At 71.1% G+C, this 16,565-nt stretch carries 10 protein-coding genes, 3 tRNA genes and 1 pseudogene; 7 read left to right on the top strand and 7 right to left on the bottom strand.

Going from position 1 to position 16,565, the window contains the following annotated elements; translation table 11 throughout:
- Positions 1-38 precede the first annotated feature (38 nt).
- Entirely contained in the window at positions 39-1,076 is a 1,038-nt protein-coding gene (locus ACIRU3_RS24460) for a rod shape-determining protein (protein WP_404059847.1), read from the top strand.
- Positions 1,077-2,329: 1,253 nt separating this feature from the next.
- Here ACIRU3_RS24460 and ACIRU3_RS24455 read toward each other — a convergent pair.
- The 4 genes from ACIRU3_RS24455 to ACIRU3_RS24440 all read right to left on the bottom strand — a co-directional run bounded on the left by ACIRU3_RS24455 (position 2,330) and on the right by ACIRU3_RS24440 (position 4,127).
- Positions 2,330-3,364 carry a protein kinase gene (locus ACIRU3_RS24455; protein ID WP_404059844.1) on the bottom strand — a complete coding sequence of 345 codons (1,035 nt, stop codon included), beginning with the start codon at positions 3,362-3,364 and terminating at the stop codon, positions 2,330-2,332.
- Positions 3,365-3,725: 361 nt separating this feature from the next.
- Positions 3,726-3,799 (bottom strand) — tRNA-Ile (locus tag ACIRU3_RS24450).
- A 176-nt stretch (positions 3,800-3,975) separates the two neighbouring features.
- Positions 3,976-4,048: transfer RNA gene (locus tag ACIRU3_RS24445), tRNA-Asn, on the bottom strand.
- 6 nt (positions 4,049-4,054) lie between these two features.
- Positions 4,055-4,127, bottom strand: a tRNA-Asn gene (locus tag ACIRU3_RS24440).
- Between the two features lie 159 nt (positions 4,128-4,286).
- Between ACIRU3_RS24440 and ACIRU3_RS24435 the strand changes: the two genes are divergently transcribed.
- The 4 genes from ACIRU3_RS24435 to ACIRU3_RS24420 all read left to right on the top strand — a co-directional run bounded on the left by ACIRU3_RS24435 (position 4,287) and on the right by ACIRU3_RS24420 (position 10,161).
- Positions 4,287-4,592, top strand: a complete 306-nt coding sequence (locus tag ACIRU3_RS24435; protein ID WP_404059841.1) for a YtxH domain-containing protein — start codon at positions 4,287-4,289, stop codon at positions 4,590-4,592.
- 246 nt (positions 4,593-4,838) lie between these two features.
- The gene (locus tag ACIRU3_RS24430; RefSeq protein WP_404059838.1) at positions 4,839-6,293 is read left to right on the top strand and encodes an FGGY family carbohydrate kinase; all 1,455 of its coding nucleotides are present in this window, start codon (positions 4,839-4,841) and stop codon (positions 6,291-6,293) included.
- A 152-nt stretch (positions 6,294-6,445) separates the two neighbouring features.
- Positions 6,446-8,179, top strand: a complete 1,734-nt coding sequence (locus tag ACIRU3_RS24425) for an ABC transporter ATP-binding protein (RefSeq protein WP_404059836.1) — start codon at positions 6,446-6,448, stop codon at positions 8,177-8,179.
- The gene (locus ACIRU3_RS24420; protein WP_404059834.1) at positions 8,179-10,161 is read left to right on the top strand and encodes an ABC transporter ATP-binding protein; all 1,983 of its coding nucleotides are present in this window, start codon (positions 8,179-8,181) and stop codon (positions 10,159-10,161) included. The genes ACIRU3_RS24425 and ACIRU3_RS24420 overlap by 1 nt, the downstream gene beginning before the upstream one ends.
- 52 nt (positions 10,162-10,213) lie before the next feature.
- On the opposite strand, the pseudogene ACIRU3_RS24415 reads toward ACIRU3_RS24420, so the two are convergent.
- Positions 10,214-11,516: pseudogene (locus tag ACIRU3_RS24415) on the bottom strand (sigma-70 family RNA polymerase sigma factor).
- A gap of 110 nt (positions 11,517-11,626) precedes the next feature.
- Between ACIRU3_RS24415 and ACIRU3_RS24410 the strand changes: the two are divergent.
- Both ACIRU3_RS24410 and ACIRU3_RS24405 read left to right on the top strand, forming a co-directional pair.
- Entirely contained in the window at positions 11,627-12,253 is a 627-nt protein-coding gene (locus ACIRU3_RS24410) for a hypothetical protein (RefSeq protein ID WP_404059831.1), read from the top strand.
- Complete coding sequence (locus ACIRU3_RS24405; protein WP_404059828.1) at positions 12,250-13,266, top strand: nucleotidyl transferase AbiEii/AbiGii toxin family protein; 1,017 nt, start codon at positions 12,250-12,252, stop codon at positions 13,264-13,266. Before ACIRU3_RS24410 ends, ACIRU3_RS24405 begins: the two co-directional genes overlap by 4 nt.
- A gap of 10 nt (positions 13,267-13,276) precedes the next feature.
- On the opposite strand, the gene dnaG is transcribed toward ACIRU3_RS24405, so the two are convergent.
- Entirely contained in the window at positions 13,277-15,181 is a 1,905-nt protein-coding gene (gene dnaG, locus ACIRU3_RS24400) for a DNA primase (RefSeq protein WP_404059826.1), read from the bottom strand.
- A gap of 38 nt (positions 15,182-15,219) precedes the next feature.
- Entirely contained in the window at positions 15,220-16,485 is a 1,266-nt protein-coding gene (locus tag ACIRU3_RS24395) for an NAD(P)/FAD-dependent oxidoreductase (protein WP_404059823.1), read from the bottom strand.
- Positions 16,486-16,565 lie beyond the last annotated feature (80 nt).

The raw sequence follows: 16,565 nt of genomic DNA, 5'->3' as shown, positions 1-16,565 counted from the left end.
ATCCGGCCGCAAGGACCGCGCACTCGGAAGGATCTGCCGTGACCGTCAGCCTTGACCAGTTGCGCCGCTGCCACTTCGCTGTCGACCTGGGCGCGGCCCGCACCCGGGTCTATGTGAAGGGTGCCGGTCTGGTCGTCGACCAGCCCTCCGTCGCGGCCGTGAACACGCGGACCGGCTCGCTCATCGCGGTGGGCGAGTTCGCGGCGCAGATGACGGGGAAGACGCCGGACTACATCAGGGTCGTACGGCCCATCGCCGGTGGCACGGTGGTCGACATCGAGATGGGCCAGCGCATGCTGCGGCACCTGCTCGGCGACAAGATCCGCCGGACGCTGCGCCGCAAGCCCCGGCTGCGCGCGGCGGCCAGCACCCCGCACGACGCGGATCCGCTGGCCCAGCGGGCGACGATCGAGACGCTGGTCGGGCTGGGCGCGCGGCGGGTGGAGCTGGTGGACACGCTCATCGCGGCCGCCGTGGGGTGCGGGCTGCCCGTGGAGCGGCCCGAGGCCACCATGATCCTGGTGTGCGGGGCGGCGGCCACACAGGTCGCGGTGCTCTCCCTCGGCTCCATCGTCACCGCCGCGCGGATGCCGGTCGGCGGGGAGGCCGTGGACCATGCGATCGTGCAGCACCTGCGGCACAAGCACGCGCTGCTGCTGCCCAGCCAGGCCGTACGGCCGCTGCAGCTCGCCTTGTCCGGCAACGGGCTCTTCTCGGACGGGCCGGCCTCGACGGAGATCCACGGGCGGGACGTGGCCACCGGGCTCCCCCGCAGCGTGCGGGTCGACACCGCCGCCGTGCGCTACGCCATCCAGACCCCGCTGATGGCCGTCCTGGACGGGATCGGGAAGGTACTGCGCGAGTGCCCGCCCGACCTGGTGGCCGATCTCGCCGACCGCGGGATCATGATGGTCGGCGGATCCGCCCTGCTGCCCGGCCTCGACCAGATGCTGCGCAAGGCGACCGGCGTCCCGGTACACATCGCGGAGCGGCCCGACATGTGCGCCGTAGAGGGTCTCGGTGCCATGCTGGAGGGCCGGATCGATCCACTGATCCTGAATCCCCTGGCGGCCTGAGAGCGCCGGTTCGTGCACCGGTGTGACGGTGCGGGAAGAGATACGGGTGGCCGCACGGGCTGAGCCGGAAGGACACCGGCGCGCCGACGCGTGACACCCCCGGGAAGGGGGACTGTCCGGCCGGTCGGCCCTGGACCATCGATGAGGGCGCGTCAGACACTGGGCCCGGTTGTCGCCTTGGCCACCAGCAGCCGCCGACCGCACGGCCGGCAGGCCGATGCCGACGAGGACGCAGCCGGTCGTGGTGAGCGCGGCTCTGGAGTACGGCGCGGGCGGCACGGACAGAGGGCGGACGCCGAGCCGACGGTGGCCGGGAGATGCTGCGGTACGACTTCGTGGCCGAGCCCGGGTGCACCTCGGAGATGCCGGCGGACCGCTTCGGCACGGAGCTGCCGGCGGGGTGCGGCCGGCCGTGATCCAGGGCTCGTGGCGGTGCTGCTGCGGCTCACCGGGCGTGGGCACGGAGTCTGGCTGCTGCCGGGGCCGGCGGTCACCCGGGAGCTGCGGGAGGGCGAGCCGGTCGAACTGCGGCCGACGGAACCTCTCCGCCCGGTCGGCATCGTCGCCCGGTGGCGTCCGCGCCCGGGACCGGGCGAGCGAGCGAGCGCCCCCTGCACGCCCTGCTCGGCGTGGCCCGCCGCAGGGACCCACTGCCCGAGGTGACCCGCGCGGCACGGCCTGTGCCGGTGTGCGTCTGCGCGGGCCGTGCATGTCGATGCCTGGGCCGTGCGCAATCGTCGGCCCGCGCCCCTGAAATGCCTCGTCGAACCGGCCGGAGCCGACCGCTGATCAGTACGGCAGGATGCGCCCCGAAGGCGTCCTGCGGTCGATTTCCTGCCCGCGCGGGGCGGCGGGCCGACGATTGATACGCACCCGGATCCGACGGTCCATGACGCCCTCCTCCTGCCGGCGCCGCCCCACGGCGGCTCCCGGTAGGAGGTCCGTGCCCAGGACAGGGCATGTCCAAGCCAGGTTGGGGCCAAGTCATCTGTCATGTGCCGCTGTTGGCGAAACGGCTTGACGGACTCCCGTCGACCGGTCGGCTGGGTACTGTCGTCACATTCCCGTCGTCCGCCCGAAGGGCGGGCCTCGCGGCGTCAGGTGCGTGCTCTCGGCGTGCCGGGCGCGGAGCCTCGTACTGGATGTACTTGGGTCTGCGCCCGGTGCGCCGAGTGGGGGCACCGCCCACGCCCTCAAGGCAGTGGGGGAGCGTGCATGACGCCGCGAGGCAGGCGGGAATTTGACGACAGGACCTAGCGGCCGGCCAGGTACTGCCCGAGGACGTGGTCGAGTTGAGCGATCCACTCGGCGAGCCGGGCCGACCGGCGGGCGTTGAGCTCACAGGAGTACTCGCCGCCGTCCCACAACCGCACGGTCACCGTGAGCCGGCTACCACGTGTGGAGGGCGTACGGACGACACCGGCGACCTCCGCCCACTCGAAGTCCGCTGCGACACCGGCGACTTCGAGGATCACCCCGGTCGCGTTGACGACGACGCGGGCCTCCCGGTCGGCGAGACGGGCCTCCAGCGCACCGTACGGGATCGGCGGCCCGAACCCGTACGGGATGTGCGGCGGAGCCGCGGGCGGCGGAGGCATGTGCGCAGGTGTCGAGGGAGCCGGGGACGACGTTGCCGGCGAATGTGAGGGCGTCGTGGGCGGCGCGGGTGCGGCGAGTGTCGGGGCGTACGACGGTCCGGCGGATCCGGCCGGCTCCTGCGGCGCCCCGGTCAGCAGATCCAGCAGCCGGGTGGGCGTCGGCCGGGCCGCGGGGTCCTTCGCCAGACATGCCGCCACCAGGTCCACCAGCCCGGCGGGGACGGCGGACATGTTCGGCGGCTCGTGGACGGAGCGGTACATCAGCCCCATCGGTGTGCCCTCGCCCCAGGCGCTGCCGCCGGCCGCGGCGACCAGGACGGCGCCGAGGGCGAACACGTCGGCGGCGCCGGTCACATCGTGGCCTAGGGCTTGCTCGGGGGCGAGGAAGCCGGGCGTGCCGAAGGCGGTGCCGGTCGCGGTGAGGCGGGTGGACTCGACGGCCCGGGCGATGCCGAAGTCGAGGACGCGGGGCCCGTCCTCGGCCATGATGATGTTGCCGGGCTTGAGATCGCGGTGCACCAGACCGCAGGAGTGGATGGACTCCAGCGCCTCGGCGAGCGCGGCGGCCAGCGCCCGCAGCTGCGACTCGTCCATCGCGCCCCGGGCGGCCAGCCGCGCCGCGAGGGTCGGTCCGGGAATGTAGGCGGTCGCCAGCCACAGGGGATCACCGTCGATGTCCGCGTCCACCACCGGTGCCGTGTGGAATCCGCCGACCGCTCGGGCCGCCTCGACCTGCGGAACCGCTCACGGAAGACCGGGTCCGCCGCCAGCTCCGCCCTGGCGATCTTCAGCGCGACCGCACGGCCGCCACGCGTCCGCGCGAGAAAGACGGTCCCCATCCCTCCCTCACCGAGCTTTCGCTCGACGAGGTACCCCCCTATGCGTTCCATGCGCACAGTATGCCGCCGGGTACAGAGCGCTCCCGGTACGGTCCAGCCGCTCAGCGGCGCCGGCCGCCCTCGGACGAGCCCCTCGTCCCGGTCGCCACCCTCCGACGGCGGGGGCCCTACTGTGGCGCAGGTGAAAACGTTCCTGCACCGACGGGCGAGAGTGGGGCGGGTGGGACTCGAACCCACGGCCGACGGATTATGAGTCCGCTGCTCTAACCGGCTGAGCTACCGCCCCATAGCGGCGTGTCGCGTACATGTGTACGCGCCGTCTGCCGCAGCATAGCCGCTCATACGATCTCCTGCTTCGGATGGTCGGCTTCCGCGCTGCTTCCTGACCTTGAGGACTTCGGCGCGCGGACCATGGTTCCCACGGACACGAAAAAGGACCCCGAAGGGTCCTTGTTCAGTGCGCTCCCCCGACTGGACTCGAACCAGTAACCTGCCGGTTAACAGCCGGCTGCTCTGCCAATTGAGCTACGGAGGATCGAAGCTCCCCCGACTGGACTCGAACCAGTAACCTGCCGGTTAACAGCCGGCTGCTCTGCCAATTGAGCTACGGAGGATCGCCTCGTTGCATCGAACGTACCTACCTGGGTATTCGCCAGGGGGCGGGCGTTCGCTGCGACACATACATTAGCGCAAGCAGGGGGGTGCTTCGCCAATCGGTATCCCCCCGGCACCGACGCCGCACCAGGGACCTAGGCAAGGGAAGGGTGGCAGCCATGCGCTATCGGCTCACGTTCGTCGCCGGAATGGCCCTCGGTTACGTACTCGGCACAAGGGCCGGACGCGAGCGCTACGAGCAGCTGAAGAAGTCCGCTCGCCAGATCGCGCAGAACCCCGCCGTACGCAACACCGCCGAGACCGCCGCCCAGCAGGGCCGCCAGTACGCCGGCAAGGCCTTCCACACGGTCAGCCACAAGGTCGGCGACCGTGTCCCGGAGTCCGTGGCCCAACGGGTCCGCTCGCTGCGGGAACGCACCATCAACGGCGCCGACGAGGACGACTGGGGCACCAGCAACACCTAGGGTCTTTCGTTTGGATCAGGCCGGGCTCGCGGGGTCTGGTGCCGCGCCTCGCCGCGTTGTCGTCGGTTGCCATGGCTCCGCCATGACGCCCTCCTCCGCCTTGCGATGCACGGCACCAGACCCCGCTCCCCGATCCGGCCTGATCCAAACGAAAGACCCTGGCCGGACCCGTACCCGGCGAAGCAGAGTGACCCCAACGGCGCCCTCGGCCAGAAGCAAGCGCCGCGATGCGGCAGAATTTTCGCCATGGGGATAGTCGCCGGGTTGGACAGCTCGCCCGATTTCACGCGCATCGTGGTCTGTGACGCGGACACGGGAGCCGTGCTGAGGCAGGGGTATGCGCCGCATCCGGTGGAGGCGGCGGACGGGGCCGCACGGCCCAGCGACGTCGATCCGCAGGCCTGGCTGCTGTCCCTGGGCGAGGCCGCGGGAGGCGGGCTGCTGGAGGGCGTGCAGGCCATCGGTGTCTCCGCGCAGCAGAACGCGCTGATCCCGCTGGACGCGCAGGGCAACACCGTGCGGCCGGCGCTGGTCGGCGGTGACAAGCGGGCGCAGGTCGCGGCGGCCGATCTGGTCGACGCGCTCGGCGGCCGGGAGGCGTGGGCGCAGGCGGTGGGGTGTGTGCCCCAGGCCGCGCAGCCGGTCACCAAGCTGCGCTGGCTCGCGAAGAACGAGCCCGAGAACGCACGGCGTACGGCCGTCCTGCTGCAGGCCCATGACTGGCTGGTGTGGCAGCTGCTCGGGCGGCCCGTGCGCAGGACCACCGACCGCGGCGGAGCCTCCGGCACCGGGTACTGGTCCGCCGCCACCGGCAGCTACCGGCCCGACCTGGTCGAACTGGCGCTCGGTCACCAGACGATGCTGCCCGAGGTGATCGGTCCCTCGGACGCGGCCGGTACGACCCCGGAGGGGCTGCTGATCTCCGCCGGGACCGGGGAGACCATGGCCGCCGCGTTCGGGCTCGGGATCGGGCTCGGGGACGCGGTCGTCTCGCTCGGGGCCTCCGGGTCCGTGATGGCCGTCCACCCGGAGGCGCTCGCCGACCAGGCCGGGATGATCACCTCCCTCGCCGACGCCACCGGCATGCATCTGCCGGTCGTCACCACCCTGAACGCCGTACGCACCCTGCGCGGCACCGCCGAACTCCTCGGTCTGTCCGACCTGGAGAGCCTGTCCGACCTGGCGATGAAGTCGACGCCGGGGTCGCACGGGCTGGTCCTCCTGCCCTACCTGGAGGGTGAGCGGACGCCGAGTCTCCCGCACACCGCCGGGACCCTCGCGGGCCTGCGGCGCGAGTCGATGAGGCCCGAACATCTGGCGCGGGCCGCGTTCGAGGGCATGCTGTGCGGGCTCGCCGACGCGCTCGACGTGCTGCGCGGGCGGGGTGTGGACGTGCGGCGGATCTTCCTGCTGGGCCAGGCCGCCGAGCTGTCCGCCGTGCAGGCCGCGGCGCCCTCGCTGTTCGGCGCACAGGTCGTCGTACCGCAGCCCGCGGACTACGCCGCGATCGGCGCGGCCCGGCAGGCCGCCTGGGCGCTCGGCGTGTCGCAGGGCGCGCTCGACCCGCGCAATCCGCCGGCCTGGCAGGGCGCGGCCGCGCAGGTCCTGGACCCGGGTGACGACCTGGCCGTGGGTCAGGCCGTGCGGCAGCAGTTCGTGTCCGTACGGGAGCAGACCCACCCGGGGGCGTTTCGCCCCTGATGCCGGAATGGGCCGGATTACTCCGGAGCCCCGTGGGATCACGCGAGCGCCGCTGTCGGGTTAATCGGTTGGGGTAACGCGGGTGGAGTGTCCGACGATAGGGGCCAAGGGCACACCGACCAGCCCTCATCGCCGACTCCGAGAGACGTAGCGTGCTCATACGACTTCTGCGGACCTATCTCAGGCCCTACAAGAAACCCATAGCCCTCCTGGTGCTGCTGCAGTTCCTGCAGACCTGCGCCACCCTCTACCTGCCCACACTGAACGCGGACATCATCGACAACGGTGTCGTGAAGGGCGATACGGGTTACATCCTGTCCTTCGGCGCCCTGATGATCGGCATCTCGCTGGCACAGGTCGTCTGCAACATCGGAGCCGTGTACTACGGCGCCCGGACCGCCTCCGCGCTCGGCCGGGACGTGCGAGGCGCCGTTTTCGACCGGGTGCAGTCCTTCTCCGCCCGTGAGATGGGTCACTTCGGGGCGCCCTCTCTCATCACCCGTACGACCAATGACGTACAGCAGGTCCAGATGCTGGCCCTGCTGACCTTCACCCTGATGGTGTCGGCGCCCATCATGTGCGTCGGCGGGATCGTGCTGGCTCTCGGCCTGGACGTGCCGCTGTCCGCGGTGCTCATCGCCGTCGTTCCCGTGCTCGGCATCTCCGTGACTTTGATCGTGGTCCGGCTGCGGCCGCTGTTCCGGTCCATGCAGGTCCGGCTGGACACGGTGAACCGGGTGCTGCGTGAGCAGATCACCGGCAACCGGGTGATCCGCGCCTTCGTCCGGGACGAGTACGAGCAGGGCCGGTTCGGGAAGGCGAACGGCGAACTCACCGAGATGCAGCTGGCGACCGGACGGATGCTCGCGCTGATGTTCCCGATCGTCATGACGGTGGTGAACCTGTCGTCGATCGCGGTGGTGTGGTTCGGCGCGCACCGCATCGACAGCGGCGGGATGGCGATCGGCGATCTGACCGCGTTCCTCGCCTATCTGATGCAGATCGTGATGTCCGTGATGATGGCCACCTTCATGTTCATGATGGTGCCGCGCGCGGAGGTGTGCGCCGAGCGCATCCAGGAGGTCCTGGAGACGGATTCCAGCGTGGTGCCGCCCCTTACGCCGGTCACCGAGCTGCGCCGGCACGGGCATCTGGAGATCCGCGGGGCGGGCTTCCGCTATCCGGGTGCCGAGGAGCCGGTGCTGAAGGCCGTCGACGTGGTGGCGCTGCCGGGTGAGACGACCGCCGTGATCGGCTCGACCGGCAGCGGCAAGTCGACGCTGCTCGGGCTGGTCCCGCGGCTGTTCGACGCCACCGAGGGCGAGGTGCTGGTCGACGGCGTGGACGTGCAGGAGGTCGACCCAGAGCTGCTCGCGAGGACCGTCGGACTCGTGCCCCAGAAGCCCTACCTGTTCGCGGGGACGGTCGCGACCAACCTGCGCTACGGCAACCCGGACGCCACCGACGAGGAGCTGTGGCACGCGCTGGAGGTGGCGCAGGCCAAGGACTTCGTGCAGAAGCTGGAGGGCGGGCTGAACGCGCCGATCGCGCAGGGCGGCACGAATGTGTCCGGCGGTCAGCGGCAGCGGCTGGCCATCGCCCGCACGCTGGTGCAGCGCCCGGAGATCTACCTCTTCGACGACTCCTTCTCCGCGCTCGACTACGCGACGGACGCCGCGCTGCGCGCGGCGCTGTCCCGCGAGACCGCCGAGGCGACCGTCGTCATCGTCGCCCAGCGGGTGGCGACCATCCGGGACGCGGACCGGATCGTCGTCCTGGACGAGGGCCGGGTGGTCGGCACGGGCCGGCACCACGAGCTGATGGCGGGCAACGAGACCTACCGGGAGATCGTGCTCTCCCAGCTCACGGAAGCGGAGGCAGCCTGATGGCCGGGCCCATGGGACGCATGATGGCCGGGGGCGGCCCCGACCAGCGCTCGATGGACTTCAAGGGGTCGGGCAAACGGCTCGTCTCCCATTTCAAGCCCGAACGGGTCACCATCTACGGCCTGCTGTTCTGCGTGGTCGTCAGTGTGGGCCTGAGCGTGATCGGCCCGAAGATCCTCGGCCGGGCCACCGACCTGGTGTTCGCCGGCATCATCGGCCGGCAGATGCCGGCCGGGGCCTCCAAGGAGCAGGTGCTCCAGTCGATGCGCGAGCGGGGCCAGGGCACCGTCGCGGACATGCTGAAGAGCACCGACTTCACGCCCGGCAAGGGCATCGACTTCGATGCCGTCGGGAACGTACTGCTGCTCGCGCTCGGCACCTTCCTGGTCGCCGGTCTGCTGATGGCGGTCGCCACCCGGCTGGTCAACCGGGCCGTGAACCGCACGATGTACCGGATGCGCGAGGACGTGCAGGCGAAGCTGTCGCGGCTGCCGCTGTCGTACTTCGACAAGCGTCAGCGCGGCGAGGTGCTGTCCCGGGCCACGAACGACATCGACAACATCGGGCAGACGCTCCAGCAGTCGATGGGCCAGCTGATCAACTCGGTGCTGACCATCATCGGCGTGCTCGTGATGATGTTCTGGGTCTCCTGGATCCTGGCGCTGGTCGCGCTGGTGACGGTGCCGCTGTCGTTCGTGGTCGCCACCCGGGTCGGCAAGCGGTCGCAGCCGCACTTCGTGCAGCAGTGGCGCACGACCGGCAAGCTGAACGCGCACGTGGAGGAGATGTACACCGGGCACACCCTGGTGAAGGTGTTCGGCCGGCAGGCGGAGTCGGCGCAGCAGTTCGCCGAGCAGAACGACGCGCTGTACGAGGCCGGGTTCAAGGCGCAGTTCAACAGCGGTGTGATGCAGCCGCTGATGATGTTCGTGTCGAACCTGAACTATGTGCTGGTCGCGGTCGTCGGTGGCCTGCGGGTCGCGTCGGGCGCCCTGTCCATCGGTGATGTGCAGGCGTTCATCCAGTACTCGCGGCAGTTCTCGATGCCGCTGACGCAGGTCGCGTCGATGGCGAATCTGGTGCAGTCGGGTGTCGCCTCGGCCGAGCGGATCTTCGAACTCCTGGACGCGGAGGAGCAGGAGGCGGATCCGGTGCCGGGCGAGCGGCCGGCGGAACTGCGCGGGCGGGTGCGCCTGGAGCATGTGTCGTTCCGCTACGACCCGGAGAAGCCGCTGATCGAGGATCTGTCGCTGACGGTGGAGCCCGGGCAGACGGTGGCGATCGTCGGCCCGACCGGTGCGGGCAAGACCACGCTGGTCAACCTGCTGATGCGGTTCTACGACGTCTCCGGCGGGCGGATCACCCTCGACGGCGTGGACATCCGCAGGATGTCCCGGGACGACCTGCGGTCCGGGATCGGCATGGTGCTGCAGGACACCTGGCTGTTCGGCGGCAGCATCGCGGACAACATCGCGTACGGCGCTGGAGTAGTAGGGGGTGCGCGAAGCGCACTCGGTCAGGGCGGTGGCGGGCGACGGGAGGGCGAGGTCACCCGTGCGGAGATCGAGGAGGCCGCGCGCGCGGCCCACGCGGACCGCTTCATCCGTACCCTTCCCGACGGTTACGACACCGTGATCGACGACGAGGGCACGGGGGTCAGCGCCGGTGAGAAGCAGCTCATCACCATCGCGCGGGCGTTCCTGTCCGACCCGACGATCCTGGTGTTGGACGAGGCGACCAGCTCCGTGGACACCCGTACCGAGGTGCTGATCCAGAAGGCGATGGCCAAACTCGCCGACGGGCGGACGTCGTTCGTCATCGCGCACCGGCTCTCCACCATCCGGGATGCCGACACGATCCTGGTGATGGAGAACGGCTCGATCGTCGAACAGGGTGCGCACGCCGAGCTGCTGGCGGCCGACGGGGCGTACGCGCGGCTGTACAAGGCCCAGTTCGCGCAGGCTGTGGCCGAGGTCGACTGATCCCCGGGTGACGGTCGGGAGGGGTCGCTCACCTCGGGTGGGCGGCCCCTCGTCAGTCCAGGTATCCCCGCAGTTGGTCGGCGAAGGCGTGGTCCCTGAGCTTGTTCAGGGTCTTGGACTCGATCTGACGTATCCGTTCCCGGGTCACGCCGAAGAGGCGGCCTATCTCCTCCAGGGTGCGGGGGCGCCCGTCGGCCAGGCCGTAGCGGAGCTGGACGACCTTGCGTTCCCGTTCGCCGAGGGTGGAGAGCACGGCCTCCAGATGCTCCCGGAGCAGCAGGAACGCGGCCGACTCGACGGGGCTCGTGGCGTCGCCGTCCTCGATGAGGTCGCCGAGGGCCACGTCGTCCTCCTCGCCGACCGGGGCGTGCAGGGACACCGGCTCCTGAGCCAGGCGCAGCACCTCGCCGACCCGTTCGGGGGCCAGCTCCAGATGTGCGGCGACCTCTTCCGGCGTCGGCTCGTAGCCGCGCTCCTGCAGCATGCGGCGCTGGACGCGGACGACCCGGTTGATCAGTTCCACGACGTGTACGGGGACGCGTATGGTGCGGGCCTGGTCCGCCAGGGCGCGGGACATGGCCTGCCGGATCCACCAGGTGGCGTAGGTGGAGAACTTGTAGCCGCGGGCGTAGTCGAACTTCTCCACGGCCCGGATGAGCCCGAGGTTGCCTTCCTGGACCAGGTCGAGCATGGTCAGGCCGCGGCCGACGTACCGTTTGGCGACGGAGACCACGAGCCGCAGGTTGGCCTCGATGAGGCGGCGCTTGGCCATCCGGCCCATGACGACGAGCCGGTCCAGGTCGAGCGCGAGCTGACTGTCCAGGTCGGGGGTGGTGATCAGCTTCTCCTCGGCGAACAGCCCGGCCTCGACCCGGCGGGCGAGTTCGACCTCCTCGGCCGCGGTGAGCAGCGGGATACGGCCGATCTCGCGCAGGTACTGGCGGAACAGGTCCGAGGAGGGCCCTGCGGTGTCGGCGCGGGCGGCGACCGGGGCCTCCACGGGCTCGGCGGCCTCCTCCGGCGCGTCGGGCTCGTCCGGTTCTTCCGTCAGTGCCTCGGCGGGCGGTTGCGCCGGCCCGACCGCCGCCTCGGGGACCGGCTCCGGGCTGGTCTCCGGGTGGCCGGGGGCGCGGCTCTGCGGGGGCACGGCCACGAGGACGTCGGGCTCCGCGTCCGGCTCGTCGGCGGTGGCGCCGGCGCTGCTGTCGGTCTGGGCGAGGGTCTGGGTCTGCACGGGGGCGACCTCCAGGATGATCGCTGCTCAAGGTGTGCGGCAGCGGTACTTCGGGAGCGGAGAGTCGACGGCCTGCGCTCCGTGGACTCGGGCACCGCCCCCAGTGTGGGGTAAGACACATCCCCGCCACGAGGGGCTTGCGGTGACTTTTTGCGTCCGGTCCGTGACCGGCTGGTGACCAGGGCGGGAAACTCGCGTGCCGCGCCCGGGCCGGTCTGCGACGATCCCCCGGTGTCCGGACTCCTGTACGAAACCCATGTGACCGTCGCCTGCGCGGACCCCGCCGAGGCGGAGCGGCTGCGCGGCTGGGCGGATGCCGCCGCTCTGAAGCTGACGCACATCGTGCTGGCCCGCGGCCGGATGCGGAACCAGCCGATGCTCACCCTGGCCGGTTCGGCGTCGTACCCCGAGGAGTCGGCGCGAGCGGCCCGGACCGTGGCGGCGCTGCGGGCGGACGGATTCGCACCGGTCCGCGTGAAGATCGAGTCGGTGCCGTGGGCGCCGGAGGTGCCGGGCGGGCCCTGCGGGGCCGGGCAGTACTTCGAGCATCACGTGAAGCTGCTGCTGGACGCGGACACCGACCTCGGCGTGCTGGCCGCGCGGGTGGTCGCGCACGGCGCTCACCTGTCGTGGAACGCACGCCGGGTGCACGGGGGCGGACGGCACGAGCGGTTCGTGACGCAGCGGTGCCGCGGGGTGGCCGACGAGGACGCGGGGCGGGCGCTTGAACGGCTGCTGGCCGATCTGGACGGTCTCGACGTGCTGTGCGTGGAACGGGAGTTCGTGCTGTACGACAGCGACGAGTCGGTGGACGAGGGGTGGCTCGAGGACGGGCCGACGCGAGAGGCGGGGACATGAACGCGGACACGAACGGGACGTCGAAGCAGTTCGAATGGAAGCACTTCGGATGGCAGCACTCGGAGATTCCCCGGGAGCCGCTGGACGAAGCGACCCGCCGGGAGAGGGATCTGCCGAGGACGCTGGCCTGGGTGCCCGGTGACGACGTCGTACAGCGGCCCGTCTTCGAACCGGCCCTGAAGCAGTACCAGAACGCCTACCGGGCCGGCGACCCCGCGTTCGCCGACCCGGCGCGCGGCGAGGCGTGGCGCACCGCCCGCCGGCGGGCGGTGCATCTCGTGGCGGCCGCGATCGCCGGCTCCGAGTGGGCCGACTCGCTGGTGCTGCGCGGCAGCGTGCTGATGTCGGTCTGGTTCGGCGAGGCCGCCCGTGAGCCCGGTGACCTGGACTTCGTCGTCGTACCGGCCACCTGGGGGATCGACGAGGAGCGGACGTCCCGGATGCTGCACGGGATCGCGGGGGCGGCGCAGGCGACGGCCGAGGCGCGGGAGCAGGGCATCGTCTTCTCCGCGCGGGACGCGGTCGTGGAGGACATCTGGACGTACGAGCGGGTGCCCGGCCGGCGCATGGTCGTGCCCTGGTCGGCGCCCGGACTGCCGGGCGGTCATGTCCAGCTCGACTTCGTCTTCAACGAGAAGCTGCCCGAGGAGCCCCGGCCCGTGGAGCTGCCCGGGGGCGCGGTCCTGCTCGGCGCGACGCCCGGGCTGTCGCTCGCCTGGAAGCTCATGTGGGTGATCAACGACATGTACGCCCAGGGCAAGGACCTCTATGACGCGGTTCTCCTCGCCGAGCGCCACCCGTTCTCCCACGAGCTGCTGCACGAGGTGTTCCGGCTGTCCGGCGAATGGCCGTACCCGTACCGGGAGAGCGTCCTGCTGGAGGACGTCGTGGAGGCGGTCGGGTACGTCGAGTGGCACCACTTCGCCGGCGAGTACCCGCAGTTCGCCGAGCGGGAGCGGGAGTTCGCGGACCGCCTGCTGCGGGCGGTGACACCGGCCTTCCCGGAGGGCTAGTGCCGCGGCACTAGAGCGCTTCCGCGCCCCGCTCGCGCAGCGTCCGGTCGTACTGCTGGAGGACCCACATCTCGTTCTGCACGGCGGCCAGCTGGGCGGGGTCGCCGCCGCTGGACAGGCGGGTCAGCTGGGACTGGATGTCGCGGATGCGGCGCTCCACGGCGCGGCGGCGGATCTGCACCAGCACCGTGCCGGCGTAGGTCTCGTCCACGGTGCGGCGCAGGATCGGCTCGACGGCCAGCTCGGTGACCATCGCGCGGACCGTGTCGTCGGGCGCGGCCTCGCGGACCCGGACCAGGTACTCCTGCGAGTCCTGGACGCCGAACTCGGCGCCGCCCGCCTCCGCGACCGCCTGGCGCACGGCGGCGTAGGGCGGGGCGGTGAACTCGTCGATGCCGTACGCGTCGAAGGCCGGGGAGACCAGTTCGGGCCGCTGGAGGGCGAGTTTGAGGAGTTCGCGCTCGGCCGCGTAGACGGGGTTGCGCAGGGTGAGGGCCGGGCCGGAGGCGGGGCGGGGGCCGGTCTCCCACTGCTGCTGGGGGGTGCGGGCCTGGTGCTGCGGGCCGCCCTTGCCGCCGCGCTCGCGCGCCCAGCGGGCCAGCTGGGCCACCCGTTTGACCACGAACTGGGTGTCCAGGATGCCGAGCATGCCGGCGAGTTCCACGGCGACCTCGTGCTGGGCGCCGCTGTTCTTGATGCGGGCGACGATCGGTGCGGCCTCGTCCAGGGCGGCCGCGCGGCCGGCGGGGGTGTCGAGGTCGTAGCGGCTCACGATCTGGCGCAGTGCGAACTCGAAGAGCGGGGTGCGGGGTTCGGCCAGGTCGGCGACCGCCTCGTCGCCCTTGGCCAGCCGCAGCTCACAGGGGTCCATGCCGTCGGGCGCGATCGCGATGTAGGTCTCGGCGGCGAACTTCTGGTCGTCCTCGAAGGCGCGCAGGGCCGCCTTCTGGCCGGCCGCGTCGCCGTCGAAGGTGAAGATCACGCGGGCCGAGCCGTTGTCCATGAGGAGTCGGCGGAGGATCTTGATGTGGTCGCCGCCGAAGGCCGTGCCGCAGGTCGCGATGGCGGTAGTGACTCCGGCGAGGTGGCAGGCCATGACGTCCGTGTAGCCCTCGACGACCACGGCTCGGCTGATCTTGGCGATGTGCTGCTTGGCGAGGTCGATGCCGTACAGCACCTGGGACTTCTTGTAGATCGCCGTGTCGGGCGTGTTCAGGTACTTCGGGCCGTTGTCCGCCTCGTACAGCTTGCGGGCGCCGAAGCCGACGACCTCGCCGCCGATGTCCCGGATGGGCCACATCAGCCGGCCCCGGAACCGGTCGATGGGGCCGCGGCGGCCCTCCTGCGAAAGCCCGGAGAGGACCAGTTCCTTGTCGGTGAAGCCCTTGCCGCGCAGAAAGCGGGTGAGGTGGTCCCAGCCCTGGGGGCTGTAGCCGACGCCGAAGTGCACGGCGGCGGCCTGGTCGAACCCGCGATCGGCGAGGAAGACCCGGCCGGTCTCGGCCTCGGGGCTGGTGGCGAGCTGCTCGGCGTACCACTGGGCGGCGATCTTGTGCGCCTCGACCAGACGGATGCGCTCGCCGCGCTGGTGAGCGGGGTTGTATCCGCCCTCCTCGTAGCGCAGCGTGATGCCGGCCTGGGCGGCGAGGCGCTCGACCGCCTCCGAGAAGGAGAGGTGGTCCACCTTCATGACGAAGGTGATGGTGTCGCCGCCCTCCTGGCAGCCGAAGCAGTGGAAGAGTCCCTTGCTCGGGCTGACCTGGAAGGACGGCGACTTCTCGTCGTGGAAGGGGCACAGTCCCTTGAGGTTGCCGCCACCGGCGTTGCGCAGCTGGAGGTACTCGGAGACCACGGCGTCGATCGGGACCGCGTCCCGTACCGCCTTCACGTCCTCGTCGTTGATCCGTCCTGCCACGAGGTGATTCTACGGGGCAGGACCGACAGTCCTGGTGCTCAGGAGGTGAGGCTCTCCAGCGGCACATGCGGGTCGGCCAGGGCCTCCGTGTTCACCTGGGCCCGGGAACGGATGAGGTTCTGGATCGGCTCTGTGACGTCCCACACATTCACGTTCATCCCGGCCAGCACCCTCCCCTCCTTCACCCAGAACGCGATGAACTCCCGCTTGCCCGCGTCGCCCCGGATCACCACCTGGTCGTACGTCCCCGGAGGCGACCATCCGCTGTACTCCATCCCCAGGTCGTACTGGTCGGTGAAGAAGTAGGGCACGCGGTCGTAGGTGACGGCCCCGCCGAGCATCGCGCGGGCCGCAGCCGGGCCGCCGTTCAGGGCGTTCGCCCAGTGCTCCACCCGGATGCGCGTGTCCGCGAGGGTGAACGGGAAGGAGGCGACGTCGCCGGCCGCGTAGATGTCGGGGTCGGAGGTGCGCAGCCGCTCGTCCACCACGACACCGCCGCCGTGCACCCGGTCGGCGATCTCCAGTCCCGCCGCCTCCGCGAGCCCGATGCGGGGGGCCGCGCCGATGGCCGCGAGGACGGCGTGCGCCGGGTGCTCGTCGCCGTCGTCCGTGCGCACCGCGAGGACCATGCCGTCCTGGCCGACGATCTCGGTGAGCCGGCCACCGAAGTGGAAACGCACGCCGTGCTCGCGGTGCAGCTCGCCGAAGACGTTGCCCAGCTCCGGGCCGAGGACGCTGTGCAGCGGGGTCGGCAGCGGCTCGATGACGGTGACCTCGGCACCGTACTCGCGGGCCGCGGCCGCGACCTCCAGGCCGATCCAGCCGGCGCCCGCGATCACCAGGTGGCCGTTGTCCCGGCCGAGGGAGGTGAGGACGCCCTTGAGGCGCTCGGCGTGGGCGAGGCGGCGCAGATGGTGGACGCCCGCCAGGCCGGTGCCGGGGATGTCGAGGCGGCGGGGCTCGGCGCCGGTGGCGAGCAGGAGCTTGTCGTAGTGCACGAGGGTGCCGTCGTCGCCGAAGCGCACGGTCTTCGCGGCGCGGTCGATCCGGTCGACGGTCTGGCCGAGGTGCAGCTCGATGTCGTTCTGCGCGTACCAGGCAGGCTCGTGCACGAAGACGCTGTCGCGCTCCTCCTTGCCGAGCAGATAGCCCTTGGACAACGGCGGGCGTTCGTACGGGTGGTCGCGTTCGTCGCAGATCAGTATCACCCGGCCGGTAAAGCCCTCCGCACGGAGCGTCTCGGCCGCCTTCGCACCGGCGAGACCGCCTCCGACGATGACGAATGTCTGATCCGCGTCGACCACTTGATGCCTCCTCGTAAGGGTGCCGCCACAAGCGAGCGTCCCGCACGCGGCGTGATGCGGGAAGAGGGAGTGACCCGATC

Origin of the sequence: Streptomyces sp. NPDC101151, assembly GCF_044768335.1 — a bacterium.
Lineage (GTDB): Bacteria > Actinomycetota > Actinomycetes > Streptomycetales > Streptomycetaceae > Streptomyces.
Note: the sequence above shows the minus strand (reverse complement) of the source record. Positions and strands in the feature narration are given on the sequence as shown.

Coding starts and splice junctions, on each gene's coding strand:
- ACIRU3_RS24435 (WP_404059841.1), top strand. CDS start 4,287: ATGCGCTATCGGCTCACGTTCGTCGCCGGAATGGCCCTCGGTTACGTA.
- ACIRU3_RS24430 (WP_404059838.1), top strand. CDS start 4,839: ATGGGGATAGTCGCCGGGTTGGACAGCTCGCCCGATTTCACGCGCATC.
- ACIRU3_RS24420 (WP_404059834.1), top strand. CDS start 8,179: ATGGCCGGGCCCATGGGACGCATGATGGCCGGGGGCGGCCCCGACCAG.
- ACIRU3_RS24405 (WP_404059828.1), top strand. CDS start 12,250: ATGAACGCGGACACGAACGGGACGTCGAAGCAGTTCGAATGGAAGCAC.